Genomic DNA, 26,910 nt, shown 5'->3' with positions numbered 1-26,910 from the left:
CGGGCCCGGCCCCGGATCCCTCAAGTCCCCGCGAATGTGACGAGTTCCACTCCGTCGGGGGTGCCCGGGGCGGCGCCCCCCGAACGCCCGTCACCCGGACGATGGACACCGCCCGCCGCCGACGGCCTGTCGGCGCCGGCTCCCGCCCCCTTGCGGCCGTCGGCGCCACGCCGGGGGGAACCCGGGGTAACACTGACCGGTACCCAACGGTAACAACCCCTAGCGGCACGGCCCGTGGCGCGTTTATGGTGCGGCCATGCCGCACCTTCCCGATGTCGTGTTGTGGTCCATACCGGCCTTCGTCCTGCTCACCGCGGTGGAGTTGGTGAGCTACCGGCTGCACCCCGCCGAGGAGAGCGGCGCCGCGGGCTACGCCGCGAAGGACGCGGCCACCAGCATCGGCATGGGCCTCGGCAGCCTGGCCTTCGACGCGCTGTGGAAGATCCCGATCGTCGCGGTCTACGCCGGGATCTACGAACTCACACCGCTGCGCGTCCCCGTGCTGTGGTGGACGCTGCCGCTGATGCTGCTGGCACAGGACTTCTTCTACTACTGGTCACACCGGGGGCACCACGTCGTCCGGATCCTGTGGGCCTGCCACGTGGTGCACCACTCCAGCCGGAAGTTCAACTTCACCACCGCCCTGCGCCAGCCGTGGACCTCTCTGACGGTGTGGCCGTTCTATGTGCCGATGATCGCGCTGGGCGTGCACCCGGCGGCGGTGGCGTTCTGCTCGTCGGCGAACCTCGTCTACCAGTTCTGGGTGCACACCGAGCGGGTCGGCAGGCTGCCCCGGCCCTTCGAGTACGTCCTGAACACGCCGTCCCACCACCGGGTGCACCACGCCTCGCAGGGCGGCTATCTGGACCGCAACTTCGGCGGCATCCTGATTGTCTGGGACCGGCTCTTCGGCTCCTTCGTGCCGGAAGGGGAACGTCCGGTCTACGGTCTGACGAAGAACATCGACACCTACAACCCCTTGCGCGTCGCCACGCACGAGTACGCCGCCATCGCCCGTGATCTGCGGGCGGCGCGGAGCTGGCGTGAGCGGGCCGGGCGGGTGTTCCGGGGACCGGGATGGCAGCCGGCCCGGCTCGCACCCGCCGGTGACGAGGCACCCACCGAGGGCGCACCGGCTTCCGGGGGCGCGCCGGTGTCCGGGGAGGCGCCGCCCGCCGGCGCGCCGGCGCCCGGCTCCCGGGCCGCCGCCCCCGAGCACGCCGCGTGAGAGGCCCGCGCACCCCCCGTGTCCTGCTGATCGTCTTCGCCGCCGTCGCGGTCGTCCACCTGTGCGCGCTCGCCGTCGGCGCCCCGGCCGTCGCCCAGTTCACCAAACCGGTCCTGATGCCGCTGCTCGCCGCCCGCGCCCTCGCTTGCGGCGGGCCCCGTCCGCTCGTCGGCGCGTTGCTGTTCGGCTGCGGTGGCGACTCATTGCTGCAGATCGGCGGCGAGACCGCCTTCCTGCTGGGCATGGGCTCGTTCGCGGCCGGGCACGTCTGCTACCTCACGCTCTTCACCCGGTACGAAGCGACGGGCGGGGCGCGCCGGTACGTCCTGGCGGGCGGCTACGGGGCCGGCTGGCTGATGGTCGTCCTGCTGCTGTGGCCCGACGTGGAGGCGGCGCTGCGGGTGCCCGTCGCCGGATACAGCCTGCTGCTGACGGCGATGGCACTCGGCGCGACCCGCGCGGGGGCGCGGGCGGGCGCGGGCGGTGCGCTGTTCCTGCTGTCGGACACGCTCATCGCGACCGGCCTCGCCGACTGGCCGCAGGCGCCCGCCCCCCAGTTGTGGATCATGCTCACGTATCTCGCCGCGCAGTATCTCCTGACGGAGGGGACGACGGGCCCGGCGCCCCGCACCCCACCGCACGGCGATGTCCTCAAGCGCCGGACGGGCTGCTGTGCTGTGTCGTCGAACGCCGGACAGGCCAAGCGCACGAGTCCGGCCAGAACCAGCCCGTCCGGCGATTGAGGACGCGCCCGCAGGGCGCTGGCCGCCGCAGGCGGCAGGCGACCGCCCGCGGTCGAGGATCCGCCGGACGGGCGCCGGGTCAGTCCTGGACCGCGTCCAAGGCGTCGACGATGCCGTAGCCGTAGAAGCTGTTGACGTGCTGCGTACCGACACACGTGGCGTCGATCTTGCCGTCACCGTCGGGGTCGTACCCCGTCGGGCAGCCCGGGTTGTCGGCCTGGGCCTTCAGGAGCCACTGGAGTTCCTGCGGGCTCGACTTGGGGTGCGTGCTCTTCAGCAGCGCCGCGACACCGGCCACGTGCGGGGCGGCCATCGAGGTGCCCTGGAGGTAGGCCCAGTCGCCACCCGGCATCGTGGAGAGGATGCGGCCGTCCTTGGCGGGCAGCCCCGGCACCTGGTAGCGGTCGCCGCCGGGGGCGGCCACGTCGATCTGGCCCTGGCCGTAGTTGGAGTAGTACGACTTCAGCGACTTCACGCCGGTGGCCGCGACCGTGACGACGCCCGGCAGCTGGGCCGGTACGTCGAGGCACTTCGAGGGGTCTATCTTCCGCGGCACGGGGGTGGTGTCGTTGGGGCTGGTGGCGTCGCTGATCTCCTTGGACGCCAGGTCGTGCGCGGAGTTGCCCGCCGAGGCGACGTTGATCGTGCCCTTGTCCTGGGCGTACTTCGCGGCCCGGCCGACGGACTCGCGGATCGCCTTCTGGTCCGGGTCGTCGTCGCAGTTGTAGAGCCACGGGTCGACGTAGTAGCTGTTGTTCGTCACGGCTATGCCGTGGTCGGCGGCGAAGACGAAGGCGCAGACGACGCTCTCCGCGTAGAACAGCGCGGTCTTGTCCTGGCTGACCTTGATGGCGGAGACCTTCACGCCGGGCGCGACGCCGGCCACGCCGACACCGTTGCGGGCGGCGGCGATCGAACCGGCCACGTGCGTGCCGTGGTAGTCCTCGGCCGGGTCGAACGGGCGCCAGGCGCCGGGCCGGGTGTCCGCCTTGCCGGTGACGCAGCTGGCCGACTGGCCGCGGGAGAAGTTCGGCTTGAGGTCCGGGTGGGTGTCGTCCACGCCCGTGTCGATGACGCCGACCGTGACGTTCCTGCTGCCCGGGTTGACCTTCGCGGCCTTGTCCGCCTTGATGGCGGCGAGGTCCCACTGAAGGCCCTCCAGCGGCTCCGTACCGGCGGTGGCCGAGCGGGCCGCGCCCTGGGCGACGGCCTTCGGCAGCTTCACCTTCTCGGGCTTGCCGACATCGGTGGTGGCCGCGGGGGCGAGCGGGGCGGTGCGGGTGGCGCCCGCGGACGTCACACCCGGTACGGCACGCAGGGTCTTGCCGAACTCGGGGTTCTTGGAGTGGGCGACGATGACGCCGATCCGGTCGTAGGACGCCACGATGCTGCCACCCGCCTGGGTGACGGCCTTCTTCACCTTCGCGACCGTGCCGCGGGCGGTGTCCGTGTTGACCACGTACGACAGCAGCGGGCCGTCCGTGGTGAGGGGGGCCTGTACCGCGAACGTCCCCTGCGGGGCCGCGGCGGCCGCGCCGGGCAGGAAGCCGAGCGACGCGGTGAGCGCCAGTCCGACGGGGACGGCCAGCAGGGCGTGACGCCGTCTGGAGCGCAGATGAGCCATGGGTTCTCCACATCATCCGTAAAACCGCCCGGGCGCAGGCCGCACACGGACGGGTACATGACGAGTGAAGCTAGCGCCGATCTCCGGCCCCCGGCAATGAATTCCGGGAACAAAGGCAGGGAGAAATCGTCAGGTCGCCGCCGTGCCGCCATGGATGACGTGGCGTCAGATAGGGGAGCGGAACCGGAGCCGGTTCCTCAGAAAGGGCCGCCCGGGCCGCGCAGCGCGTCGATGCTCAGCGGTGGCAGCGGCACCCGCGGCCCGTACCAGCGCCCGGCCGTCGGGACGGCGGCCGGCCGGCCGGTCCGCACCGCCGCTATCGGCTCCGTCAGCCTGACGATTCCGAACGGGCGTCGACCGGGCGGCGGGGGAGGAGGCGGCGCAGTGCTCACATGAAGGTCAACGACACGGCGGGCGGGCGGTATTGCCTCAAACGGCGGCTGATGTCAAATTCGACGATCACCCCTCTGTCGCAATACCACGGCACCCCTCTACGATGCGTGATCCGGATCACAAGCCCGGACCGACCTCCGGGCCACCGCTGACGGCTCGCGCCTCGCACCCCCTCATCAGGAGAGACCGTGGACACCGCACCGACCATCACCCAGGAGCCGGACGAACCCGATTGCGCCGACCGCTTCACCAAGGTCCAGTCGAGCGCCGCATTCGGTGAACTGCGCCGGTCCCACCGGTCCTTCGCCTTCCCGCTCACGGTGGCCTTCGTCGCCTGGTACCTGCTGTACGTCCTGCTCTCCAACTTCGCGGGCGCGTTCATGGGCACCACCGTGGTCGGCAACATCAACATCGCCTTCGTCTTCGGCCTGGCCCAGTTCCTCACCACCTTCCTGATCGCCTGGTGGTACTCCCGGCACGCCGCCGCCAAGACCGACCCCAAGGCCGAGGCCCTCAAGGCCGGTCTGGAGGCCTCGAAGTGAGCACCGTCATGACCGCGATCGGCAGCGGAATCGGTTCCGCCGCGAGCGCCGACCCGGCCCCGGGCCTGTTCCTGGCCCAGCCGCTCGCCGCCGCGGCCGCGAGCGACCACCGCACCCTGATCATCACGCTGTTCTCCGTCTTCGTCGCCGCGACCCTCGCCATCACCGTCTGGGCGGGCCGGCAGACGAAGGACGCCACCGACTTCTACGCGGGCGGCCGGTCCTTCACGGGCTTCCAGAACGGCCTGGCCATCTCCGGCGACTACATGTCCGCCGCGTCCTTCCTCGGCATCGCCGGCGCCATCGCGCTCTTCGGCTACGACGGCTTCCTGTACTCCATCGGCTTCCTCGTCGCCTGGCTCGTCGCCCTGCTGCTCGTCGCCGAGCCGCTGCGCAACTCCGGCCGCTTCACCATGGCCGACGTGCTCGCCTACCGCCTGAAGCAGCGGCCCGTACGCACCGCCGCCGGCACCTCCACCATCGTCGTCTCGATCTTCTACCTGCTCGCTCAGATGGTCGGCGCGGGAGCGCTCGTCGCGCTGCTGCTCGGCGCCACCGGCGAGGGCTCCAGGCGCTGGATCATCGCCCTGGTCGGCGTCGTGATGGTGCTCTACGTGACCATCGGCGGCATGAAGGGCACGACCTGGGTGCAGATCGTCAAGGCCGTCCTGCTCATCGCGGGCACCTTGCTCATCACCGTCCTCGTGCTCACCAAGTTCAACTGGAACATCTCCACTCTTCTCGGTGAAGCGGCCAAGGAGAGCGGCAAGGGCAAGGCCTTCCTGGAACCGGGCCTCCAGTACGGCAAGGACGGCACCTCCAAGCTCAACTTCATCTCGCTCGGCCTCGCGCTCGTCCTCGGCACGGCCGGCCTGCCGCACATCCTGATCCGCTTCTACACCGTGCCCACCGCCAAGGCCGCCCGTAAGTCGGTGAACTGGGCCATCGGCATCATCGGCGCCTTCTATCTGATGACCATCGCCCTCGGCTTCGGGGCCGCCGCCCTGGTCGGCCCCAAGGCGATCACCGCGTCCAACGAGTCCGGCAACACCGCCGCGCCGCTGCTCGCCCAGGAGATCGGCGGCGGCGCGGGCTCCACCGGCGGCGCGATCCTGCTCGCCGTGATCTCCGCCGTCGCCTTCGCGACGATCCTCGCGGTGGTCGCGGGGCTCACCCTCGCTTCCTCGGCGTCCTTCGCCCACGACCTGTGGGCCAACGTCATCCGCAAGGGGAAGACGAGCGAGAAGGAGGAGATCCTCACCGCGAAGTTCGCGGCCGTCGCCATCGGCGCGGTCTCCATCGTGCTGGGTATCTTCGCCCACCGGCTCAACGCGGCCGCCCTGGTCGCCCTCGCCTTCGCCGTCGCGGCCTCCGCCAACCTCCCGACGATCCTCTACAGCCTCTTCTGGAAGCGCTTCACCACCCAGGGCGCCCTCTGGTCGATCTACGGCGGGCTGATCTCCTCCGTCACCCTGGTGATTTTCTCCCCGGTCCTCTCCGGCAGCGAGAAGGCCCTCTTCCCCGGCATGGACTTTGCCTACTTCCCCCTCGCCAACCCGGGCCTGGTCTCGATCCCGCTCGGCTTCCTGCTCGGCTGGCTGGGGTCGCTGCTCTCCCGGGAGACTCCGGACGCGAAGAAGTACGCCGAACTGGAGGTCCGTTCCCTGACCGGTTTCGGAGCGCACTGACACCTCCCGCCCCGGCGGCCCCTCCCGGGACCGGTCCGCAGCCCGGCCTCAACGAACTGTTGAAGCCCAAAGTCATCGCGTACGCTGCGGAACAATTGAACGAACTACCGTTCCAGTCCCGGGAGGGGCCCGCCGTGCTCATCGACACCTATGGTCGCGTGGCCACGGACCTGCGCGTCTCCCTGACCGACCGGTGCAATCTGCGCTGCACCTACTGCATGCCCGAAGAGGGACTGCAGTGGCTCGCCAAGCCGGACCTGCTCACCGACGACGAGATCGTCCGCCTCGTCCGCATCGCCGTCACCGACCTCGGTGTCACCGAGGTCCGCTTCACCGGCGGCGAACCCCTGCTCCGCCCCGGCCTCGTCGGCCTCGTCGAGCGCTGCGCGGCACTCACTCCCCGCCCCCGGCTGTCCCTCACCACCAACGGCATCGGCCTCGGTCGCACCGCCGAGGCGCTCAAGGCGGCCGGGCTGGACCGCGTCAACGTCTCCCTCGACACGCTGCGCCCCGAGGTCTTCGCGACCCTGACCCGGCGCAAACGCCACCAGGACGTGCTGGACGGCCTCGCCGCCGCGCACGCCGCGGGCCTGACCCCCGTCAAGGTCAACGCCGTCCTGATGCCCGGCCTCAACGACGACGAGGCACCCGACCTGCTGGCCTGGGCCGTGCGGCACGACTACGAACTGCGCTTCATCGAGCAGATGCCGCTCGACGCCCAGCACGGCTGGAAGCGCGACGGGATGATCACCGCCGAGACCATCTTGAGCAGCCTGCGGACCCGCTTCGACCTCACCCCAGAGGCCGAGGACGAGCGCGGCGCCGCCCCCGCCGAGCGCTGGCTCGTCGACGGCGGCCCGGCCCGCGTCGGCGTCATCGCCTCCGTCACCCGCCCGTTCTGCGCGGCCTGCGACCGGACCCGCCTGACCGCCGACGGCCAGATCCGTACGTGCCTGTTCGCGCGCGAGGAGTCGGACCTGCGCGGCGCCCTGCGCTCCGGCGCCACCGACGAGGAGATCGCCCGGCTGTGGCGACTGGCGACCACGACCAAAAAACCCGGCTCGGGCCTGGACGACCCCGCCTTCCTCCAGCCGCAACGCCCGATGTCGGCGATCGGGGGCTAGCGCCTGCCCGGCGGCGTCCTCAATCTTCCCCAGCGGGCTCGATCGAGCCCATCCGGCGTTTGAGGACGCGCCCGCAGGGCGCCCCGCCGCCGCAGGCGGCCAAGACGGCTCGCAGCCCAGGACCGCCGGCCAGGCGAGAGGCGGCAAAGACGGCTCGCAGCCCGGGGCCGCCGGCCAGGCGAGAGGCACGATCGTCGGAGGGCCGAATATCACCGGGTAATTGCCCGGCCAAAGGCCGCCTTATCCATGAGTGGCGGATTTATAGCGCAAGCTAATGGTGAGGGGAAGCCTCCCACTCCTCCAGCGTGACCACGTCTTTGAGAAAACCGCGCAGATCCAGAAAGTTGGACAGGTGTTCGCGGTGTTCCTCGCAGGCGAGCCAGGTCTTACGTCGCTCGGGGGTGTGCAGCTTGGGGTTGTTCCACGCCAGTACCCACACGGCCGCGGCACGGCAGCCCTTGGCGGAACAGATCACGGCTGTATCAGGGGAGTTCATCCCGCCGACTGTAATCAAGCCCGGCCGGACATGGCGACGCCGGGCAGCCACGGGGGGAGCCGCCCGGCGTCGGTCTGTCGCTCCGACGGGGGATGCGGAGCGCTTACGAAGTATGTCACGGGGTGCCTGCCACAGGGCACCGAACCACATGATTGATCTGAGCTTTTCTTGAGCTTTGCAGACGACCCGGCCGGCTGTTTTTTCGTGTTCGCCGTATCAGCCGTGGTCACGGGCTTGATCAGTCCGGCCGGAAGGTTTTCCTTCCGGGAAGGATTCCGCGCCACTGTGTGTCGGGCCCGACATCAGAACCGGGCGGGTCGGCGCCGGAACGAACGTACCGGGCAGCGAAGGGGCGTTCTCCCGGCCCGCGTTGGCGATCACGACCGCCACATAGGGCAACAGCGCGCCCAGGATCAGCGTGCCGATGGCCACATGGCGCTCGATATTCCACAGCACCACGGTGAGTATCACCGAAAGGGTCCGGATGAGCATCGAGATCACATACCGGCGCTGACGGCCGCGCACGTCCTCGGCGAGGCCCTGCCGCGCCCCGGTGATCCGGAATACCGCCGTTTCACCGTGCTTCCGCATCATGTTCCACCCATCCGCCCGCTGGACCGACGGCCCCCGTGTCCAGGACCTCTTCAACGTTACGCCGCGCCCCGGACCGATACGAGAGCGGGTGCCCGCCGCCGCGCGCCCCTCCCCTCACCGTTGCCGTCATACGCCGTACGGGCCGCTCCGACGTGCGCCGTACGGGTGGCGGCCCCAAAATGGCGGAGCACGCCACATCGCGCCCCGAAGGAGGCGACATGAGCTGGTTGTGGGCCATCATCGTCGGTCTGGTCCTGGGTCTGATCGCCAAGGCGATCCTGCCGGGCAAACAGCAGATCCCGATCTGGTTGACGATTATCTGCGGCATGATCGGCAGCGTTCTCGGCAACTGGGCGGCCACCGGGCTGGGCATCAACGAGACCAAGGGCGTCGACTGGGGCCGGCACCTGCTGCAACTGGTCGGCGCGGTGATCATCGTCGCGGTCGGTGACCGGTTGTGGGTCGGAATGCGCGGCGGAGGCAACCGCCGCGCCGCCTGAGCCGAGCCCCTGAGCGGGTCCAGGCGGGGAAAGCCGAGGGCGGCCGTGCGACGCACGGCCGCCCACGGCCTGCCTGGTGACTGGTGACCGTCACGGTCCCGTCAATGCCGCCTGCGGCGACGAGCGCCCTGCGGGCGCGTCCTCAATCTCCCCCAGCGACCGCTGAGAGGTGCCCCCAACGGGCTTGATGTGGCTGCGCTCAGCCACAACCAGCCCGTCCGGCGCTTGAGGACACAGCACAGCAGCCCGTCCGGCGCTTGAGGACACCGCCGCGCAGCGGAGGTCCGCACGCCACGATCCGCCGGAAGGGCTAACGCAGCTCGGCGATCTTCCGCCCGGCCTTGAGGTACACCGTCACGCCGTCACCGGAGGCGGCCAGCTTCGTCAGCGTCTCCGCGACCACCTCGCCCAGCGGGCGGATCGCCTCGGCCTCGGCCAGCACGACCGCCTCCTGCCCGGCGGCGGACTCCACGATCAGCCGCAGCCCGTTCTGCTTGGCGACCCGGCGGGCCGCCGAGGCGCTGGGCTGGAACTCCAGCACCTTGCTGAGCACCGTCGTCGCCGCCTCCGCGCCGTGCTCGGCCAGCTCCACCACCGGCAGCGTCTCGACATCGGTGAAGCTCTTCTTCGAGAACTGCGCGACGAACCCGGCGCGCGCCGCCATCGCCGCCTCGACGCCGTACAGCGCCGCCACGACCTCACCCGCCAGGACCTTCTTGAGGTCCATCGGGTGCAGCGACTTCTCCTCGATCCGGCGGGTGACCGCCGCGATCTCGGCGTCCGTCCACTCCGTCCAGGCCCGCAGGTACGGCTCCATCAGCCGGTCCGGCACCGACATGATCTTGCCGAACACATCGTCGGCGGGCGCGCTCAGCCCGACGTAGTTGCCCTTGGACTTGGACATCTTCGCGCCCGTGCCGTCCGTGCCCTCGATCAGCGGCATCGTGACGACGAGCTGCGGGTTCTGGCCCCGCAGCTCCATGAGCTTGCGGCCCATCTGCAGATTGAGCAGCTGGTCGGCGCCGCCCAGCTCGACGTCGCAGTCCAGCGCGACCGAGTCGAGGCCCTGGGCGATCGGGTAGAGCAGCTCCGACATGGTCAGCCCGGAGCCGGCGGCCAGCCGGGTGCGGAAGTCCTCGCGCTGCAGCAACTGCGAGACCGGCACCTGGGACATCAGCCCGAGCAGCTCGGGGAAGGTGTAGGGCGCCAGCCACTCGCTGTTCTGCCGGAAACGGACCTTCTCGAAGTCGAAGAACGGCCGCACCTGCTCGCGGTATCCCGCCAGGTTCGCCGCGATGTCGTCGTCGGTCAGCGGCGGGCGCTCCGCCGTACGGCCCGTCGGGTCACCGATCTTGGCGGTGAAGTCGCCGATGAGCAGCGTGACGTCGTGCCCCATGCGCTGGAAGCGGCTGAGGACGATCATCGGCACGGTGTGCCCGAGGTGCACATCGGCGGCCGTCGGGTCGATGCCCAGCTTGATGTGCAGGCCCTTGCCCGCCGCCCGGCGCTCCTCGATGCGCCGGGCCAGCTTCTCCACGCCCGGCAGCACCTCGACGGCACGGGCGGCGATCAGCTCGGCCTGCTCCTGTGCCGACAGATCCGTCAGGTCGAGATAGCGCCGCGAGCCCGTCTCCGTGAGCAGCCGCTGCACGGTCTGGTCGGAGGAGAGGTCCTGCGCGAGGATCTCGCTGGCGCGGGCGACGGATTCGCCGAGGCGTGTCATGACGTTCCTGAGGATCGGTGGGACTGACGGAAAGGGACGGGAAAAGGAAAAAATCGGTGAAAGGACGGGGGCCAGTCTATTGGGTCCCTCCGGACCGGCCCCGCGCCCCGGCGGTCACACCCCCTGGCTGACGGAGCTCATGTTGAAGTCCGGGATCCGCAGCGCGGGCATCGCGGCCCGGGTGAAGTAGTCACCCCACTCACGCGGCAGCGTCGGCTCGGTGCGCCCCGCCTCGGTGGCCCGGCCGAGCAGGCTCACCGGGGACTCGTTGAAGCGGAAGTTGTTGACCTCGGCGGTGACCTCGCCCTTCTCCACCAGATACACCCCGTCCCGGGTCAGCCCGGTCAGCAGCAGCGACGCCGGGTCGACCTCGCGGATGTACCACAGGCAGGTCAGCAGCAGGGCCGGCCCGTCGTGGCCGCTCGCCGCGACCATCTCCTCCAGCGAGCGGGTGCCGCCCGCGTCCAGGATCAGGTTGTCGGTGAACGGCGTGACCGGCAGGTTCGTCAGCCCGGCGCTGTGGCGGGTGGTGAGCAGGTGCTCCAGCACCCCGTCCCGGATCCACTCCGTGGGCGCCAGCGGAAGACCGTTGTCAAAGACCGACGCGTCGTCGCCCGAGCTGCTCGCCAGCACGAACGGCGCGCACTCCAGCCCGGGCTCCCGGGGATCACTGCGCAGCGTCAGGGGCAGCCCCGAGAGCTTCTCGCCGACCCGGGTGCCACCGCCGGGCCGGGAGAAGACCGTACGGCCCTCCGCCGCGTCCCGGGCCGCCGCCGACCACTGCTGGTAGATCAGCAGATCGGCGACGGCCGTCGGCGGCAGCAGGGTCTCGTACCGCCCGGCGGGCAGCTCGACCCGCCGCTCGGCCCAGGCGAGCCGCCGCGCCAGCTCGGCGTCGAGCGCCGCCGGGTCCACATCGCGGAAGTCCCGGGTGGAACGGCCGGCCCACGCCGAGCGCGCGCGGTCCGGGGACTTGGCGTTGACCTCCAGGGTGCCCGTGGGCTGGTCGTGGCGGAGCCGCAGCCCGGCGGACGTGCCCAGGTAGCTGGAGTCGACCTCGTGGTGGGCGAAGCCGTACAGCTCGCGCCCCTCGGCCCGGGCGCGGGCGAAGGCCTCGCCGAGCGCCGGGGCGAAGTCGTCGAAGACCGCCGAGGACGTCTCGGCGGGCGCCTCGGTGAAGGCGGGGGACTGCGGCACGCCCGTGACCAGCGGCTGGGCGTCCTCGGCCGGCCCCGCGTCCCGGGCGGCGGCCTCGGCCGCCCGGACCAGCGGCTCCAGCTCGGCGGCCGTGACGGCCGAGCGGGAGACGACACCGGAGGCCGTGCCCTCGGTGCCGTCGACGGTCGCGATCACGGTGACGGTACGGCCCCGGGTGACGCCGTTGGTGGTGAGCGAATTGGCCGCCCAGCGCAGATTGGCGGTGGACCGCTCGGACGCGATGACGACGCAGTCGTCCGCGCGGGAAAGCTCCAGGGCGCGCTCGACGATCTCGTGGGGCTTGTGCTGACGCGAGTTCATTGACCGGCCTCCTGCGTGGTGTTAAGGCTGTGCTGACCCGGGGGGCAACCCCCGGACCCCCGGCCGGTTCCCTGGTGCTCGCGCTGGCTCATCGACCGGCCTCCTGCGTGGTGTTCAAAATGTTGACGCCCTGGAAGAGGGCGGACGGGCAGCCGTGCGAGACGGCGGCGATCTGCCCGGGCTGGGCCTTGCCGCAGTTGAACGCACCGCCCAGGACATAGGTCTGCGGGCCGCCCACGGCCGCCATCGAGCCCCAGAAGTCCGTGGTGGTCGCCTGGTAGGCGACATCGCGCAGCTGCCCGGCCAGCCGACCGTTCTCGATCTTGAAGAAGCGCTGCCCGGTGAACTGGAAGTTGTAGCGCTGCATGTCGATGGACCACGACCGGTCGCCGACAACGTAGATCCCGTTCTCGACGCCGGAGATCAGCTCCTGCGTCGACGGGCCGTCCGGCGCCGGCCGCAACGACACGTTCGCCATGCGCTGCACGGGCACGTGCGAGGGCGAGTCGGCGAACGCGCACCCGTTGGAACGCTCGAAACCGGTGAGCTTCGCGATGCGCCGGTCCAGCTGGTACCCGGTCAGGACGCCGTCCTTGACCAGGTCCCAGGACTGGGCGGCAACGCCCTCGTCGTCGTAGCCGATGGTCGCGAGGCCGTGCTCGACGGTCCGGTCACCGGTCACGTTCATGATCTTCGAGCCGTACTTGAGGCTGCCCAGCTGGTCGAAGGTCGCGAACGAGGTGCCCGCGTACGCGGCCTCGTAGCCCAGCGCCCGGTCCAGCTCGGTGGCGTGCCCGATCGACTCGTGGATCGTCAGCCACAGATTGGACGGGTCGACCACCAGGTCGTACGAGCCCGCCCGCACGCTCGGCGCGCGCATCTTCTCCGCCAGCAGCGACGGCATCTCGGCCAGCTCGGCGTCCCAGTTCCAGCCGGTGCCCGTCAGATACTCCCAGCCCCGGCCCACCGGCGGCGCGAGGGTGCGCATGGAGTCGAACTCGCCCGTGGCCGGGTCCACGGCCACCGCCGTCAGCTGCGGGTGCAGCCGTACCCGCTGCTGGGTGGTCGTCGTGCCGGCGGAGTCCGCGTAGAACTTGTTCTCCTGCACGGTCATCAGCGTCGCGTCCGCGTGCGCCACGCCGTCGGCTGCCAGCAGCCGCGCACTCCACTCGGCGAGCAGCCCGCTCTTGTCGGCGTCGGGCACGTCAAAGGGGTTGATCTCGTACGAGGAGACCCAGGTCCGCTCCTCGTGTACCGGCTCGTCCGCCAGCTCCACCCGCTCGTCGGAACCGGCCGCCGCGATCACCTTCGCCGACAGCTTCGCCATCGCGACGGCCTGACCCGCCACCCGGGCCGCCGCGTCCATCGTCAGATCCACCCCCGACGCGAACCCCCAGGTCCCGCCGTGCACCACCCGTACCGCGTACCCCAGGTCGGTGTCGTCGGAGGTACCGGCGGGCCGGGCGTCCCGCAACCGCCAGGACGCGCTGCGCACCCGCTCGAAGCGGAAGTCCGCGTGCTCGGCCCCCAGCGCGCGGGCGCGAGCGAGAGCCGCGTCGGCCAATGGGCGCAGGGGCAGCGCAAGGAATGATTCGTCGATGGAATGGGGCACAGGGTCCTCCCGATGGTCGTCGAGAGAATCATGCCGTTTGCCGGTGTCGGCGTACACGCGATAACGGCCGCCGCGCCCGTGCGCGCGGGCGCGGCGGCCGTTTCACGGGGTGGCGGGGCCAGGTCAGATATCGCCGGATACGAGGCCTTGGCGGAAGGCGGACCACGCGGGGGCGTTGAAGCGGAGGGGGGTTCTGTGGGTGTCCTTGGAGTCGCGTATGGCGACTCCGCCGGTTGCCAGGTCGGCGACTTCGACGCAGTCGTTCTCCGCAGCGCTAGCGGACGACTTACGCCATGCCGATTGCCGGTTGTCACTCATGCGGTCTCCTCAGGGGCGTATGTCAGAGTTCGCCGGATATGACGCTTTGGCGGAATGCCGCCCATCCGGGAGCGTCGAAGAGGAGGGGGTGCCGTTCGGTGGCCTTGGAATCCCGTATCGCAACGCCGCCGTCTGCCAGGTCGGCGACTTCGACGCAGTTGCCTTCCCCGCCGCTGGCGGAAGACTTGCGCCACGCCGGTTCCCGGTGGTTGCTCATGCAGGCTCTCTCAGGGATGTCAGAGTTCGCCAGATATGAGGCCTCGACGGAACGCTGCCCACTCGACGGCGTTGAAGCGGAGTGGGGCTCTGTGGGTGTCCTTGGAGTCGCGTATCGCGACGGCGCCGTTGGCCAGGTCGGTGACTTCGACGCAGTTGTGCTCCGGTCCGCTGGCAGAGGACTTGCGCCACACGGCGTGGGAGAGGTCGCGGGTGTGGAGATCCGACTCGGAGTCGTTCACTTTCGGTGCCCTTCTTCCATCTCGGCGATCCGCGCGAGCGAGTCCTCCGCCGACAGGGCCGTAGCGCGGATGCGCTCGAACGCCTTGGCGAAGGGAATCGCGTCGTCGCCTTCAACGTACGTCGCGCCACAGAGGTTCTCCAGTAGCACAACGTCCGGAGTCGGAGCCGGAAAGGCCGCGAGAGTGAATCCGCCCAACATGCCGGGATGAGCGTCCGACTCCAGCGGTACCAGCTGGAAGGTGACGTTGGGCATGTCTGTGGTGTCGAGCAGCCTGCGAAGTTGTTCGCGCATCGTGGCAGGACGTAGGGCGAAGCGCTGGTGGAGCGCGGCCTCGTGAACGACAGCACAGAGTTCAAGCGGCTTGCTGTGACGGGTGAGTACGGATTGCCGGGCCAGGCGAAGTTCGGCGAGGGCGGCAACCTCTTGCGGGGTGCGAGATGTAGTCGCCCCGGTCATGGTCTCCCGCGCGTACGCCGAGGTCTGGAGCAATCCGGGGATGAGCATGGGTGACCACTCGTAGATCTGCTCGGCATCGGATTCCAGGGAGATGTAGTCGGCGTAGGAGGCCGAGACGATCCCGCTGTACGTCTGCCACCAGCCCTTCTTGCCGGCGTCCCGGGCAAGGTTCTCAAGAGCGGTGGACATCTCCGGGTCGTCGACTCCGTACAGCTTGAGCAATGTGACGACGTCCATGGGGCGGATCGACTGGGCTGCATTCTCGATCTTCGACATCTTCGGGCCGATCCAGCCCATAGCGCTTGCGGCCTCGTCGAGTGTCAGCCCGGCTGCCTTGCGCAGCCGCTTGAGCGTTGCACCGAGACGTCGGCGACGGACGGTGGGAACCACGGGAGAGTTGGGCATACGTCGAGTTTGGCACCCTAACTCGACGCAACAGTAAGCCCGTTGGGCGCATTTCACTCGTTCGAGTCGGAAGCTTGCTACCTCGGGCAGGAAAGGTGCACCATCCAATCTGCCGCCACCCATGGTCAGGTCACGACCACATGGCGTCACCGCATCAGACCCCGTGCGGCTAGCCGCAGGCAGGAGGCGTTATGCGCGCCACAGTCGATGTCAACGCACTCTCCACACCCGGCTACTACCGGCGGGCGCGTCCGCGAGGGTTCGCCGTCCATCTCAACGTCACGGAAGAACACCTTCGCCGCGTACGCGAGTTGACGGTCAGGACCCTGACCAGATTCGGGATCGGCGAGGAGACCGTGGAAGCCGCCCGGCTCGTCGTCTCCGAACTCGTGGGGAACGCGGTCCGGGTCTGCGGGGACTTCGTCCCCGTCGTCGTGGAGGTGGACGTCATGCCGCCCGGCGTCGTGGTGAACGTCCACGACCCCGAACCGCTGCGCATGCCCAACCGCAAGGATGTCGCCCTGAACGACCGTGACGCCGAGTCCGGGCGCGGGCTGGTTCTGCTCGATCTGCTGGCCCCGGAGTGGCGGGTGTTCTGGTCGCCGATCGGCAAAATGATCTGCTGCCGGGTGCCTCGATGCGATGGCGGGCACGGCTGATGCGGGCCGCGAAAGGCCCGCTGCTCACGGCGACTGCCGCCGTCCTGGCAGCGCTTGCGTTCCGGCTGGTACGTACGTCGGACCGCCTCCTGAAGGCGGCTCGCGGAGGCGAGGTCTGCCACCGGCCGACGGGCCTGCCGCGCGCCACCCGGCCACCCGAGCCGGTGCTTCTGCCTCACTGCTCGCCGCGCGGCGAAGGCGCGGAGGAAGTTCCCTGGTGCGGACCAATGTGACCTATGGCACGTCGGGGGATGGGCGGTATTGACGGGCATGAGACCGTAAGTCCGGTTCCAAAGTTGTAGACCACATGGTCGGTTTTACTCTACGTTCACTCCCCAAGACCTTTACGTGGTCTTCACGTTCGGCTCTGGGGAGGGCTGGGGGGATGTTTCGTCGTGCGCGCAAGCGCGCATTCGGCGGCGCCGTCGCTTGCGGAATGGGCTTGGCCTTGACCGTAGGGATGGTTCCGGAAGCGGCAGCGGATCAAGCGTTACCCGGCTCGTCCGGGCCACATATGGACGGACCGGACGGCACGCCGGTTCAACCGCGGCCACGACCGTGATCGACGCCCGTGGCCAGACAAAGGAACTGCAGCAGCTGCACACTCGCAGCACCGACGCGGACGCTGACGTCACCCGCAACGGCTACACGCCCGCGGGCAATTCCTGGTCGTACGGGTACGACCAGCTGGGCCGACAGATCTCCAGCACGGACCCGGACAAGGGCACCACCACCAGCACTTCGACGACCGTAGTCAGCTGGTCTCCGCTACCTACGACGAGACCGGCAACGTCCGCGCCATCTCCGACGTGGCCCCCGACGGCTCGGACGCTCAGTGCTTCACCTGCGACTACCTGCGCCATGCCACCGGCGAGTGGACCCAGTCCACTCCGGCCCGCGCGGGTGCCCCGGTCGACAACCTCATCGACGGCTCGGCCCCGTACTGGAACTCCTACACGTACGTCAAGACCGGCAACCGCCTCACCGACACGCGGCACGACACCGGCGGCAACACGGCCAAGGACACCAAGCGGACCTACACCTACCCCGCCGCCGGCAAGCCCCAGCCGCACACACTCACCGCGGTCGACACGACAGACATCCTGAGGCAGGCGCATGCCGACACTGGGCATACCGGAGGATTCTTATGGCAGAGCTATTCGAAGATAGCAACTACTACACGGGGCCTCCGCTCGACGACGACATGATCCGTCGAGCGGAGGAGGACCTAGGTGTCCGCCTGCCCCGCAGCTACGTCGACGTACTGCTCTTGCGGAACGGTGGAACCTCGCGAAATCTCTGCTATCCCACCCCGTTTCCGACGTCCTGGGCTGACGATCATTTCGAGATCAGTGGGATTCGGGGAATCGGAGGGGCGTGGGGTATCGACTCATCATCCGGTAGGGGAAGCTCCTACTTGATCACCGAGTGGAAGTATCCAAATATCGGTGTAGTGATTTGCGATACGCCTTCCGCAGGGCATGACACCGTAATGCTCGACTATTCCGAGTGCGGCCCCAAGGGGGAACCTACCGTCGCATACATCGATGAGGACCGAATCCCTCGGCGGGTGGCTCAGTCGTTTGGCGAGTTCCTCGCGCGGCTTGTTCCTTGCAGTTCGCTTGATTAGGTTCGACATGATCTAGTCGCAAGGAGCTGGTAGGCGCATTCATTCGGCCGCCGGAGCACAGGCTGAGGACGCTGCCTAGAGCGTCGGTGGCTTGGCGTTGGAGGCGGAGTCGGACGTGGGCGTAGAGGCCGATGTGTGCGTGGTTGAAAGGCCCTTGGCTCAGGGGCGGCACCTTGTTCGGTGGGGTACGTGCGAAGCGCGACAAATTATGATGCGCAAGTGAAGGAAGCGATGGCGCGGGTGTTGCGCACTGCGGTACTGGCCTTGATGTTGATGGGCTTTATGGCTGCCATGAGCAATCTGTCGCCGGAGGCATCCACTCTATCCGCTCTGCGTCATGACGCAGGGAAAGGGGAGGTCGGAGACGTCTATGTGTATGCCAGTGACCTGGGAGAAGCTACCGTCAGGTGGTCTACAGGCCCGTTTCGAGAGAAAGAGGCCGTCTATGGGTCTGGGGGTCTAGAGAGGAACCCGGATGTTGCTGCGGCAGCTGAGGCTGCCGTAAGTGGATTGGCTGTGCCTGGCGGGAAGCGTCTGAATGTCAAGCGGGCCGATCCGGTGGGCGAAATCGGCGCACTATCGCTCTTCGTGCCGGTTCTGTATTTTAGGGCGATCCCGGAGTGGTGGCTTCGGTGGGCCGTGTATCTATGCTGCATGGCGATCGTTGCGCGCATCGCATTTCGAAAGCCGCAGCGCCTTAGTCATCGCGGCTACTGGCTCTGGGCCTGCTTGCTCGGGGGCTCGGGGTTCCTGGTCTACCTCTGGTCGGAACCGACACCGCTATGGGCCTTGCGCAGGCGAACCGGGGTTAGCGTGCGCGAGATCAGCGGCTGGCGTCTGACCGGGGGAGTACTGACTCTGCTCGTGGCTGCTCTGCTCGTCGCAGTGGAGTTCTCTGCCGTCCGGTCTTGAGCACTTTGCGTTGCCCGGCCTCCTCGACGAATACCGCGAGCTTCCACGCCCGTCCGGTTCGTGAGCCCTTCCAGTGTGGTGCCTGTTCAAGCTGATCCTTCGGGTTGGGGTTCCTCGGCTGTGTCGAACTGCCCGGCATTTTCCAACCGCGACGTACGGAAGGGATTGAGTGGTGGTCGTTCGCCAGTCGAAAGCGTGGCGAGAGGGTGTGCCCTGGCGGATCGCTCGCTGTGTGCTCTCATATCTGGCGGTCTACGCCTTGGCCTGGGTAGTCATCGGTTTGGTGGCACCGCGAGAGACGAGTCATGACTCGGCTGGCTATCTCGATAATCTCCCGTTGCGGGAGTCGCTGTTTTCTTACCTCGCGGAGGGCCTCACCCTTTTCCTGTTCATCGGGCTTCCGTCGATCTTCATCATTCTCCTGACAAGTCTGTCTCGCCATGATATGAATCCACCGGCTTTCAGGGCCATGGTGACCGCTCTGATCCTGTTGCCCACCTGGTTTCTCCTGTTCAGCAATATTCCGGAAGAGTTGCTGATTCAGGTGGCAGCCCAAGTGGTGTTCGCCACGGTGGTGATGCCGGTGCCCCTGGTTCCTCAATCGGGTGCAGCTCAGCAGGATGAGGAGTCTCGGCAGAGCGACTGATGGCGGAGGCTGCCCCCGGGCCTCCGCGGCAGCGAGCCGTCGCGTGAGCGGACCGGGTTCGTAATCCGCTTGTCGGCCCCCAGTCGCATCGGCAAGCTCGCTGCATGGATCAGTTGATGACGATCGCCAGCAAGCTCGCCGCCGTCGATGGCGTGGTCGGGGTGTGTCTCGGGGGCAGTCGGGCGAGTGGGACGCATCGGCCCGAGTCCGATTACGACCTGGGGCTCTATTACCGGGCGCCGTTGGACACCGCCGCGCTGCGGCGGCTCGCCGTCGAGGTGACCGGGGGTGCCGTCGAGGTGACCGAGCCCGGGGGGTGGGGGCCGTGGGTGGATGGGGGTGGCTGGCTGACCGTCGATGGGGTGCAGGTCGATTGGATCTACCGCGATCTGGATCGCGTGCACCGCGTCTGGCGCGAGTGCCAGGCCGGGCAGTTCGAGGTGGGCACCCAGGCCGGCCATCCACTGGGGGTGTACTCGCACGCCTACGTCGGGGAGTTGGCCGTCGGCCGCATCCTCGCCGACCCGACCGGGGAACTGGCCGACCTGCGGGCACGGACCGGCTCGTACCCGCGGCCGCTGCGTGAAGCGCTGATCGCTCAGGCCCGCTGGGAAGCGCCGTTCACCCTGGCCATCGCCCGCAAGGGCGCGGCGCGCGGGGACTCCTTCTACGTCGCGGGCTGTCTGTTCCGGGTCGTCGGGCTCCTCATGCACGCGCTGCACGCCCATGCCGGGCGCTGGGTCCTCAACGAGAAGGGAGCCGTCGCGGCAGCCGGACCGCTCCCGGCCTCCCCGGCGGACTTCTCCGTCCGTGCCCACGCCCTGTTCGACGCGGTCGGTACCACCCCGGACCGGCTCGCGGTCGCACTCGACGACGCGGATCGGCTCGCCGCCGAGGTGTTGGCGAATCTCACGGACTGAATGGGCTGAACGGGCTGAACGGGCTCCACGGAGCGTCCCGCGCGCCAGCCACCATCCGTCACGATGCCCGCGGCGGCGTCCCCGCACGGAGCACTTCGACGAGTCGTCGGGCGAACCCCGTCGGATATTTCGCGTAGCCGGCATGCGCGCCCGGGAACATCACCAGTTGCTTCCCCAGCCGTTCCGCAAGAAGGCTCGCCGGGCGATGGATGAGATGGGTGCGGGAGTCGCTGCCGCCGGCCACCGTGACCCGGTCCGCCACCCGCGCGAGCGCGGCGACGTCGGGGACGCACCGGGTGGACGGCCGCATGACATGGGCGAGGAAGAAGGCGTCGTTGTCCCGCACCTCGGGCAGCGTCGGCGCCGGAACGCCCCCGAAGGCGGCCTTGAGCCTGCGCAGAGCCGGTGCGGCACCCTCGCGGAGGAACACCTCGTGGACGTCTTCGAAGAAGGCCAGATGGTGCCCGGCGTCCGGTAGGAGCCCCATCGCGGGCGGTTCGTGCACGACCGTCGCACGGACGCGGTCCGCGTGGCGCGCCGCCAGTTCGAGCGCGACCAGGCCGCCCGAGCAACTGCCGAAGACCCGGACGGGCTCGTCGGCCCCGGCGATGTGGTCGAGGAGACGGCGCGCGTCGTCGGTGTTCACCTCGAGCCACCGGTCGCCCTCCACGGGCGGTCCGTCGAGCCCGCTGCGGGAAATGCCACGGGGATCGTAGGTCACGACGCGGTACTCCGCCGCGAGGGCGGTGGCCAGACCGGTGAAGACCGAGGCATCGAAGGAACCGCCCGGCGCCAGCAACAACAGCGGTCCCGTACCGCGCACTTCGAAGTACAGTTCCGCACGCGGCACCGCCAGCGTGCCGGCCTCCGGGGCGTCCGTCACAACCCCACAGGCTACGGGGCCAGGGCCTTCGGCGGCAGGCGTGCCGGCCCCCTCCACGCGCCACCGCGTGGAACCCCCGCGTTCTCGGCGCGCCCGTACGCGCCCCCACCGTTCGCCCCCGTGGCGACAGGGTGACGACGGTCACCATCACGTCAGACCGCTCCGGCGGCCCCCGCCCCCGCCCCGCGCGCCCTGCCCCCACACTTCTGTAGAGATCCAACAGTGACTGCCGGTCCCCCCTGTCGCAGGTCGAGTGTCTCTTTGGTGACCTCTACCGATACGTTTCGGTGTAGTCGAGCACGACCTATGCACATGGAAACGGAAGGGTGATCCTTTGAGCCGCTCGGTTCTCGTCACCGGAGGAAACCGGGGCATCGGCCTCGCCATCGCCCGTGCCTTCGCGGAGGCCGGCGACAAGGTCGCCTTCACCTACCGGTCGGGTGAGCCGCCGGCCGAGCTCACCGACCTGGGCTGCCTCGCCGTGAAGTGCGACATCACGGACCCGGAGCAGGTCGAGCAGGCGTACAAGGAGATCGAGGAGAAGCAGGGCGCGGTCGAGGTGCTGGTGGCCAACGCCGGCGTCACCCGCGATCAGCTGCTGCTCCGCATGTCCGAGGAAGACTTCACCTCCGTGGTGGACACCAACCTCACGGGCACCTTCCGCGTCGTCAAGCGCGCCTCGAAGGGCATGCTGCGCGCCCGCAAGGGCCGTGTCGTGCTGATCTCGTCCGTCGTGGGCCTGCTGGGCTCGGCGGGCCAGGCGAACTACGCCGCCTCCAAGGCCGGCCTGGTCGGCTTCGCCCGCTCGCTCGCCCGCGAGCTGGGCTCCCGCAACATCACGGTCAACGTCGTCGCCCCCGGCTTCGTCGACACCGACATGACCCGCGTGCTCAGCGACGAGCAGCGGGAGAGCATCACGAAGCAGGTTCCGCTCGCGCGCTACGCGCAGCCCGAGGAGATCGCCGCCTCGGTCCGCTTCCTCGCCTCCGACGAGGCCGCATACATCACTGGAGCCGTCATTCCTGTCGACGGCGGATTGGGCATGGGTCACTGAACGTCATGAGTGGAATCCTCGCAGGCAAGCGCATCCTCATCACGGGCGTCCTCACGGAGTCCTCGATCGCCTTCCAGGCCGCCAAGGTCGCCCAGAACGAGGGCGCCGAGGTCATCCTGACCGGCTTCGGGCGGCTCTCGCTCGTCGAGCGCATCGCCAAGCGGCTGCCGAAGCCCGCGCCGGTCATCGAGCTGGACGTCACCAACCAGGAGCAGCTCGACGGGCTGGCGGACAAGGTCCGTGAGCTGCAGGGCGACGACGCCCGTCTCGACGGCATCGTGCACTCCATCGCCTTCGGCCCGCAGGGCGCCTTCAACTTCCTGGAGGCGGGCTGGGAGGACGTCTCCACGGCGGTCCAGGTCTCCGCGTACTCCTACAAGTCGCTGACCATGGCCTGCCTGCCGCTGATGCAGCAGGGCGGCGCGGTCGTCGGTATGACCTTCGACGCGCAGATCGCCTGGCCGAAGTACGACTGGATGGGCGTGGCCAAGGCGGCCCTGGAGTCCACCAACCGTTACCTCGCCCGCGACCTGGGTCCGAAGGGCATCCGCTGCAACCTGATCTCGGCGGGCCCGATCAAGTCGATGGCCGCCAAGTCCATCCCGGGCTTCGAGGAGCTGGCGGACGTGTGGAACCACCGCGCCCCGATCGGCTGGGACCTGTCCGACCCGGAGCCCACGGGCCGCAGCATCGTCGGCATGCTCTCGGACTTCTTCCCGCGCACCACGGGTGAGATCGTCCACGTGGACGGCGGCGTGCACATGATGGGCGCCTAGGACTCCGTCCACCGGCGCGCGAAGGCCGCGTGACCGCGTCCCCCGGGACGAGGTCACGCGGCCTTCGCGCGTCCCGGTACGCATCCCCGCGCCCGTCCCCGAGTCGAGAACCGCGCCCGTCGCCCGCACACTGGGAGGACCGGGAGGTCCCCGGCGCCCCGCGGGGAGGAGGTACGGGCGTGCGTGCACCGATCCGCCGCGCGGCGGCGCTGCTGCTCACCGCGGTCGCCCTCGCCGGCTCCCTCGCCCCCGCCGCGGCTGCGGCCACCGTGGAGCCCCATGAGGCCGAGTGCCGCACCCGCATACGCGGCTCCCACGCCACCGCCGTCTGCTTCAACGGCAACGCGCGCCCCGACCACGTCCAGCTGCACGTCGAATGCGCCCGCTGGTGGGATCCGGACATGGACACCGCCCCGGTCACCGTCGACCCCGCCCGCCATGCCTCCCTCGCCCAGCGCTGCTGGCTGGAGATACGTCACGCCTGGGTGACGCACACCCCGGGCTGACCGCCGCCCGCTCTGAGGCCGTCCGCCGACGCGTCCCCCCGGGGATGTGCGAAAAGCTCAGCCCCGTGCCGCACCCTGGCGGCAGCCGAACGGATGGGCACCCGCCTCGGCCGACGCCGCCGCCTCGTCCTGCTCCCGGATCGCCGCCACCAGCCGCGCGTGGTCGGTGTGCGCCTCGGGGCGCAGCTCGGGGCCGACGTCCGCGCGCAGGAAGTCGCGGACCACCGAGCCCAGGTCCGCGTACAGCTCGGCCAGCACCTCGTTGTGCGCCGCCGCGACCACCGCCGAGTGCAAGGTGGCGTCGGCCTCGACGAACCGCTCCGCGTCCCCCGAGTCCCAGGCCCGCTCACGCCGCTCCAGCAGCGTATCCAGCTGCCGCAGGTCCGCTTCCGTGCGGCGCCGGGCCGCCAGCCCCGCCGCCTTCGTCTCCAGCGCGCTGCGCAGCTCCGCCACGTGCAGCGGATCCGCCTGGGCGAAGCGCCGGCGCATCACGCCGGCCAGCTCACTGGTGGCGGCCACATACGTGCCCGAGCCCTGCCGGATGTCCAGCAGCCCGTTGTGCGCGAGGGCCCGTACGGCCTCGCGCACGGTGTTGCGGGCCACGCCGAGCTGCTCGACCAGCTCCGGTTCGGTGGGGATGCGCGAGCCGACCGGCCATTCGCCGGAGGTGACCTGGTTCCGGAGCCCGGCGATCACCTGGTCGACGAGCGGGGAGCGCCGGGGCGAGTTCAGCGGCATGGAATTCCGTTCCGACGATTCATCCCATGATTCTATGATGGTCTTCATGGCACCCAGGACAGACGAAGACCTCACGGCGGCCGACACCGCCGTCCCCACCCGTACCACCGCGCGCAGACCGGCGGCCGGAGCCGCGCCGGAGCCGGGCGGCACGGGCCGGCGCGCCTTGCTCGTCGTGGGGCTCGTCATCGCCGCCCTCAACCTGCGGCCCGCCATCACCAGCCTCGGTCCGCTGATGAAGGAGGTCCGCGACGACCTCGGCATGAGCGGCACCCTCGCCGGACTGCTCACCTCCGTGCCCACCCTGTGCTTCGCGGTCTTCGGCCTCGCCGCGCCCCGGCTGGCCCGCCGCTGGGGCCCGGCCGCGGTGGTCTGCGCCGGCATGGTGGCGATCACCGTCGGCCTCGCCGCCCGGCCCTACGCGGGCGGCACCGCCGGTTTCCTCGCGCTCAGCGCCCTCGCGCTGGCCGGCATAGCGGTCAGCAACATCCTCATGCCCGTGATCGTCAAGCGCTGGTTCCCGGACCGGGTGGGCCCGACGACGGGCATCTACTCCATGGCCATGTCCGCCGGCACCTCCCTCGCCGCGGCCGCCACCGTGCCCATGACCGACGCCCTGGGCGGCAGTTGGCGGCTCGGCCTCGGCATCTGGGCCCTGCTCGCCGCCGCCGCCGCCCTGGTCTGGCTCGCCGTCGCGCGCGGCCGGACGGCCCGCACGGCGAACACCGCCGGTCCCTCGGCCGCACCGGGCGCCGACACCGCGCCCGCCGATACGGCCGTGCGCATCACCCGCAGCCCCACCGCCTGGGCCCTGGCCGTCTTCTTCGGCCTCCAGGCCACCGGCGCCTACATCACCATGGGCTGGATGCCGCAGATCTTCCGGGACGCCGGGGTCTCCGCGTCCACCGCCGGGGTGCTGCTCGCCACGACCATGCTGATGGGGGTGCCGCTCTCCTTCGTACTGCCCCGGCTGGCGGCCCGGCTGCCCCACCAGGGCGTCCTGGTGGTCGTCCTCGCCGCCTTCGGCCTGACCGGCTACACCGGGCTGTGGCTGGCCCCGGCCGCCGGCGCCTGGGCCTGGGCGCTGCTGCTCGGAGTCTCCAACTGCGCGTTCCCGCTGGCCCTGACCATGATCGGGATGCGGGCCCGGTCCGGCGCGGGCGTGGTGCGGCTGTCCGCCTTCGCCCAGAGCACCGGCTACCTCATCTCCATCCCCGGCCCGCTGCTCGTCGGGGCCCTCTACGAGCGCACCGGCGGCTGGGACCTGCCGATCGCCCTGATGGCGGCCCTGATGGTGCCTCAGGCCGTGGCGGGCGTGCTGGCCGGCCGGGACCGGACCGTCGAGGACGAGACCCGACCCGCCGCCCCCGCCGCGTGAGCGAGTGCGACACTGGTGCCATGAGCGTGCTCGACCCGAACCCCAAGAACGGCCAGAAGACCCTGGTCACCATTCTCGGCGTGATGCTCGGCATCACCGTCGTCATCGGCGTCATCGCGACGCTCGCCTCGCCCTGACCCCGTCCCGCCGCCCCCGCCCGGCGCCGCCGCGCTCCGGGCGGGGTGGGGCTGGCCCCACCATCCCCTAGGGGCGGGCGTCAGGGACAAGTGGGTGGCTCACCGGATGGGGGAGGGGCGCCCGGCTCCGTAGATTCGCAGTACACCGCGACGAGGCGGTGCACCGAATCACTCGGAGGCGATCCCATGTCCGCCGGTACGCCGCACCGGACCCCCGGCACCACCGCGCAGCCCCGGCTGCCGTGGTGGGCGCTGGCGCTGCCCGCCGCCGCCTTCGTGGCGCTGTTCCTCCTGCTGGCCTCGCCCGCCTCCGCCGACACCGCCTCCACGGCCGTCGGCACCGGCACTCTGCCCCGGGTCCTGGAGTTCCTCCGGCACACCCTGGGAAGCTGAGCCGGGCGGGGCTCGAGTACCCCCTCGGGGCGAGCCTCCCAACACCCCGCGCCTCGCCGTCCGTTTCATGCGAAGCTGGAAAACATGAGCGCCGAACCGACCCGCAGGATCGTCCTTCTCCGCCATGCCAAAGCCGAGTGGTCCGACGTGGACGACCACGAACGTCCGCTCGCGGAGCGCGGCCGCAGGGACTCCCCGACCGCCGGCCGCCGCCTCGCCGAGGCCGGCATCGTCCCCGACCTGGCCCTGTGCTCCACCTCCGTCCGGACCCGCGAGACCTGGAAGCTCGCCGTCCATGAGCTTCCGCAACGCCCCCGGACGGTCTACGAGGACCGGCTGTACGAGGCGTCCCTCGGTGAACTCATCGCGCTGGTCAACGAGACCTCGGACGAGGTCCAGAACCTGCTGCTCGTCGGGCACAACCCCGGTATGCACGCCCTGGCCGACGCTCTGGCGGGTGAGGCCGACGGTGATCTCCTCGCCCGGATGAACCGCTCCGGATTCCCCACCGCGGCGTTCGCGGTGCTCACCCTGGCCGGGTCGTGGAAGTCCGTCGAGCACGGCGTCGGCCGACTGGTCGAGTTCTGGGCCCCTCACGAGTAGCCTGGCCGGCTTTTCGTTGGATGTGCGCTTGCCCTCGCGGGCTGTGGCAGGCGCACGTCTCGCTGCGCGGCGGTGTCCTCAATCGCCGGACGGGCTTGCTGTGCGGTGTCCTCAAGCGCCGGACGGGCTGCTGTGCTGTGTCCTCAATCGCCGGACGGGCTTGGCTGGGCCTGTCCCCAGCAGCCCGTCCGGGCCGGTTGCGGCTGAGGCCAGCCAAATCAAGCCCGTCCGGCGCTTGAGGACGCGCCCGC

Annotated in this window: 31 protein-coding genes; 19 read left to right on the top strand and 12 right to left on the bottom strand. The window is 69.9% G+C overall.

The genetic code is table 11. The features are described 5' to 3' along the window. Positions 1-256: 256 nt before the first annotated feature. The gene (locus ACZ6MA_RS00260) at positions 257-1,228 is read left to right on the top strand and encodes a sterol desaturase family protein (protein ID WP_469429805.1); all 972 of its coding nucleotides are present in this window, start codon (positions 257-259) and stop codon (positions 1,226-1,228) included. Then, positions 1,225-1,971: a lysoplasmalogenase gene (locus tag ACZ6MA_RS00255; protein ID WP_469429803.1), complete on the top strand. Its 747-nt coding sequence runs from the start codon at positions 1,225-1,227 to the stop codon at positions 1,969-1,971. The genes ACZ6MA_RS00260 and ACZ6MA_RS00255 overlap by 4 nt, the downstream gene beginning before the upstream one ends. A gap of 79 nt (positions 1,972-2,050) precedes the next feature. Here the strand turns inward: ACZ6MA_RS00255 and ACZ6MA_RS00250 are convergent, their stop codons facing one another. Next, a complete protein-coding gene (locus ACZ6MA_RS00250) occupies positions 2,051-3,595 on the bottom strand; it encodes a S8 family peptidase (protein WP_469429802.1) in 1,545 nt (514 codons plus the stop codon). A 581-nt stretch (positions 3,596-4,176) separates the two neighbouring features. Between ACZ6MA_RS00250 and ACZ6MA_RS00245 the strand changes: the two genes are divergently transcribed. The 3 genes from ACZ6MA_RS00245 to moaA all read left to right on the top strand — a co-directional run bounded on the left by ACZ6MA_RS00245 (position 4,177) and on the right by moaA (position 7,342). After that, positions 4,177-4,530, top strand: a complete 354-nt coding sequence (locus ACZ6MA_RS00245; RefSeq protein ID WP_469429800.1) for a DUF485 domain-containing protein — start codon at positions 4,177-4,179, stop codon at positions 4,528-4,530. An 8-nt stretch (positions 4,531-4,538) separates the two neighbouring features. Further along, complete coding sequence (locus tag ACZ6MA_RS00240; protein ID WP_469431131.1) at positions 4,539-6,218, top strand: solute symporter family protein; 1,680 nt, start codon at positions 4,539-4,541, stop codon at positions 6,216-6,218. A gap of 134 nt (positions 6,219-6,352) precedes the next feature. Further along, positions 6,353-7,342, top strand: coding sequence for a GTP 3',8-cyclase MoaA (moaA, locus tag ACZ6MA_RS00235; RefSeq protein ID WP_469431129.1), 990 nt, complete (start codon positions 6,353-6,355; stop codon positions 7,340-7,342). A gap of 271 nt (positions 7,343-7,613) precedes the next feature. Here moaA and ACZ6MA_RS00230 read toward each other — a convergent pair whose 3' ends face one another. Both ACZ6MA_RS00230 and ACZ6MA_RS00225 read right to left on the bottom strand, forming a co-directional pair. After that, entirely contained in the window at positions 7,614-7,838 is a 225-nt protein-coding gene (locus ACZ6MA_RS00230; protein WP_184730904.1) for a hypothetical protein, read from the bottom strand. 216 nt (positions 7,839-8,054) lie between these two features. Beyond that, positions 8,055-8,429 carry a DUF3099 domain-containing protein gene (locus ACZ6MA_RS00225; RefSeq protein WP_469431128.1) on the bottom strand — a complete coding sequence of 125 codons (375 nt, stop codon included), beginning with the start codon at positions 8,427-8,429 and terminating at the stop codon, positions 8,055-8,057. 221 nt (positions 8,430-8,650) lie between these two features. Here ACZ6MA_RS00225 and ACZ6MA_RS00220 point away from each other — a divergent pair, with 221 nt between their 5' ends. After that, positions 8,651-8,932, top strand: coding sequence for a GlsB/YeaQ/YmgE family stress response membrane protein (locus tag ACZ6MA_RS00220; RefSeq protein WP_469429798.1), 282 nt, complete (start codon positions 8,651-8,653; stop codon positions 8,930-8,932). Positions 8,933-9,242: 310 nt separating this feature from the next. Here the strand turns inward: ACZ6MA_RS00220 and tyrS are convergent, their stop codons facing one another. The 7 genes from tyrS to ACZ6MA_RS00185 form a co-directional block, all read right to left on the bottom strand. Beyond that, positions 9,243-10,655, bottom strand: coding sequence for a tyrosine--tRNA ligase (tyrS, locus tag ACZ6MA_RS00215; protein ID WP_469429797.1), 1,413 nt, complete (start codon positions 10,653-10,655; stop codon positions 9,243-9,245). Between the two features lie 114 nt (positions 10,656-10,769). Next, positions 10,770-12,173 (bottom strand): metallopeptidase TldD-related protein, encoded by a 1,404-nt coding sequence (locus ACZ6MA_RS00210; RefSeq protein WP_469429795.1) that lies wholly within the window; start codon positions 12,171-12,173, stop codon positions 10,770-10,772. 88 nt (positions 12,174-12,261) lie between these two features. Next, the gene (locus ACZ6MA_RS00205) at positions 12,262-13,785 is read right to left on the bottom strand and encodes a TldD/PmbA family protein (protein ID WP_469429794.1); all 1,524 of its coding nucleotides are present in this window, start codon (positions 13,783-13,785) and stop codon (positions 12,262-12,264) included. A gap of 123 nt (positions 13,786-13,908) precedes the next feature. After that, on the bottom strand, positions 13,909-14,103 hold the full coding sequence (locus tag ACZ6MA_RS00200; RefSeq protein ID WP_469429792.1) for a DUF397 domain-containing protein: 195 nt from the start codon (positions 14,101-14,103) through the stop codon (positions 13,909-13,911). Positions 14,104-14,125: 22 nt separating this feature from the next. After that, the gene (locus ACZ6MA_RS00195) at positions 14,126-14,320 is read right to left on the bottom strand and encodes a DUF397 domain-containing protein (protein ID WP_469429791.1); all 195 of its coding nucleotides are present in this window, start codon (positions 14,318-14,320) and stop codon (positions 14,126-14,128) included. 19 nt (positions 14,321-14,339) lie between these two features. Continuing rightward, complete coding sequence (locus ACZ6MA_RS00190) at positions 14,340-14,561, bottom strand: DUF397 domain-containing protein (RefSeq protein ID WP_469429789.1); 222 nt, start codon at positions 14,559-14,561, stop codon at positions 14,340-14,342. Then, positions 14,558-15,424, bottom strand: a complete 867-nt coding sequence (locus tag ACZ6MA_RS00185; RefSeq protein ID WP_469429788.1) for a helix-turn-helix domain-containing protein — start codon at positions 15,422-15,424, stop codon at positions 14,558-14,560. Before ACZ6MA_RS00185 ends, ACZ6MA_RS00190 begins: the two co-directional genes overlap by 4 nt. A 191-nt stretch (positions 15,425-15,615) precedes the next feature. On the opposite strand from ACZ6MA_RS00185, the gene ACZ6MA_RS00180 reads away from it, so the two are divergent. From ACZ6MA_RS00180 to ACZ6MA_RS00155, 6 genes are all read left to right on the top strand, one after another. Beyond that, on the top strand, positions 15,616-16,083 hold the full coding sequence (locus ACZ6MA_RS00180) for an ATP-binding protein (protein WP_469429787.1): 468 nt from the start codon (positions 15,616-15,618) through the stop codon (positions 16,081-16,083). Between the two features lie 809 nt (positions 16,084-16,892). Continuing rightward, on the top strand, positions 16,893-17,291 hold the full coding sequence (locus ACZ6MA_RS00175) for a hypothetical protein (protein WP_469429786.1): 399 nt from the start codon (positions 16,893-16,895) through the stop codon (positions 17,289-17,291). Next, positions 17,231-17,713 carry an SMI1/KNR4 family protein gene (locus ACZ6MA_RS00170; protein WP_469429785.1) on the top strand — a complete coding sequence of 161 codons (483 nt, stop codon included), beginning with the start codon at positions 17,231-17,233 and terminating at the stop codon, positions 17,711-17,713. The genes ACZ6MA_RS00175 and ACZ6MA_RS00170 overlap by 61 nt, the downstream gene beginning before the upstream one ends. Positions 17,714-17,932: 219 nt before the next feature. Next, positions 17,933-18,625, top strand: coding sequence for a hypothetical protein (locus tag ACZ6MA_RS00165; protein ID WP_469429783.1), 693 nt, complete (start codon positions 17,933-17,935; stop codon positions 18,623-18,625). Between the two features lie 169 nt (positions 18,626-18,794). Next, on the top strand, positions 18,795-19,271 hold the full coding sequence (locus ACZ6MA_RS00160) for a hypothetical protein (RefSeq protein ID WP_469429781.1): 477 nt from the start codon (positions 18,795-18,797) through the stop codon (positions 19,269-19,271). Between the two features lie 104 nt (positions 19,272-19,375). Further along, on the top strand, positions 19,376-20,191 hold the full coding sequence (locus ACZ6MA_RS00155) for a DUF4037 domain-containing protein (protein ID WP_469429780.1): 816 nt from the start codon (positions 19,376-19,378) through the stop codon (positions 20,189-20,191). Positions 20,192-20,249: 58 nt separating this feature from the next. On the opposite strand, the gene ACZ6MA_RS00150 is transcribed toward ACZ6MA_RS00155, so the two are convergent. Then, on the bottom strand, positions 20,250-21,074 hold the full coding sequence (locus ACZ6MA_RS00150; protein ID WP_469429779.1) for an alpha/beta fold hydrolase: 825 nt from the start codon (positions 21,072-21,074) through the stop codon (positions 20,250-20,252). A gap of 334 nt (positions 21,075-21,408) precedes the next feature. Here ACZ6MA_RS00150 and fabG point away from each other — a divergent pair, with 334 nt between their 5' ends. The 3 genes from fabG (at position 21,409) to ACZ6MA_RS00135 (ending at position 23,410) form a co-directional block, all read left to right on the top strand. Next, complete coding sequence (fabG, locus tag ACZ6MA_RS00145; RefSeq protein ID WP_184730930.1) at positions 21,409-22,128, top strand: 3-oxoacyl-[acyl-carrier-protein] reductase; 720 nt, start codon at positions 21,409-21,411, stop codon at positions 22,126-22,128. 5 nt (positions 22,129-22,133) lie between these two features. Then, positions 22,134-22,904 carry an enoyl-ACP reductase FabI gene (gene fabI / locus ACZ6MA_RS00140; protein ID WP_469429777.1) on the top strand — a complete coding sequence of 257 codons (771 nt, stop codon included), beginning with the start codon at positions 22,134-22,136 and terminating at the stop codon, positions 22,902-22,904. Between the two features lie 179 nt (positions 22,905-23,083). Continuing rightward, positions 23,084-23,410 carry a hypothetical protein gene (locus ACZ6MA_RS00135; protein ID WP_469429776.1) on the top strand — a complete coding sequence of 109 codons (327 nt, stop codon included), beginning with the start codon at positions 23,084-23,086 and terminating at the stop codon, positions 23,408-23,410. A gap of 57 nt (positions 23,411-23,467) precedes the next feature. Here the strand turns inward: ACZ6MA_RS00135 and ACZ6MA_RS00130 are convergent, their stop codons facing one another. After that, on the bottom strand, positions 23,468-24,148 hold the full coding sequence (locus ACZ6MA_RS00130) for a FadR/GntR family transcriptional regulator (protein WP_469429774.1): 681 nt from the start codon (positions 24,146-24,148) through the stop codon (positions 23,468-23,470). A gap of 46 nt (positions 24,149-24,194) precedes the next feature. Here ACZ6MA_RS00130 and ACZ6MA_RS00125 point away from each other — a divergent pair, with 46 nt between their 5' ends. From ACZ6MA_RS00125 to ACZ6MA_RS00110, 4 genes are all read left to right on the top strand, one after another. Further along, positions 24,195-25,526 (top strand): CynX/NimT family MFS transporter, encoded by a 1,332-nt coding sequence (locus ACZ6MA_RS00125; RefSeq protein ID WP_469429773.1) that lies wholly within the window; start codon positions 24,195-24,197, stop codon positions 25,524-25,526. Positions 25,527-25,546: 20 nt separating this feature from the next. Next, on the top strand, positions 25,547-25,663 hold the full coding sequence (locus ACZ6MA_RS00120) for an SGM_5486 family transporter-associated protein (protein ID WP_260420554.1): 117 nt from the start codon (positions 25,547-25,549) through the stop codon (positions 25,661-25,663). Positions 25,664-25,849: 186 nt separating this feature from the next. Beyond that, the gene (locus tag ACZ6MA_RS00115; protein WP_469429771.1) at positions 25,850-26,056 is read left to right on the top strand and encodes a hypothetical protein; all 207 of its coding nucleotides are present in this window, start codon (positions 25,850-25,852) and stop codon (positions 26,054-26,056) included. Positions 26,057-26,140: 84 nt separating this feature from the next. Beyond that, positions 26,141-26,659, top strand: a complete 519-nt coding sequence (locus ACZ6MA_RS00110; protein ID WP_469429769.1) for a SixA phosphatase family protein — start codon at positions 26,141-26,143, stop codon at positions 26,657-26,659. Positions 26,660-26,910: the final 251 nt, after the last annotated feature.

The sequence above is a fragment of the Streptomyces sp. NPDC042259 genome (assembly GCF_055582085.1).
This window is presented reverse-complemented; position numbering and strand designations above follow the sequence as displayed.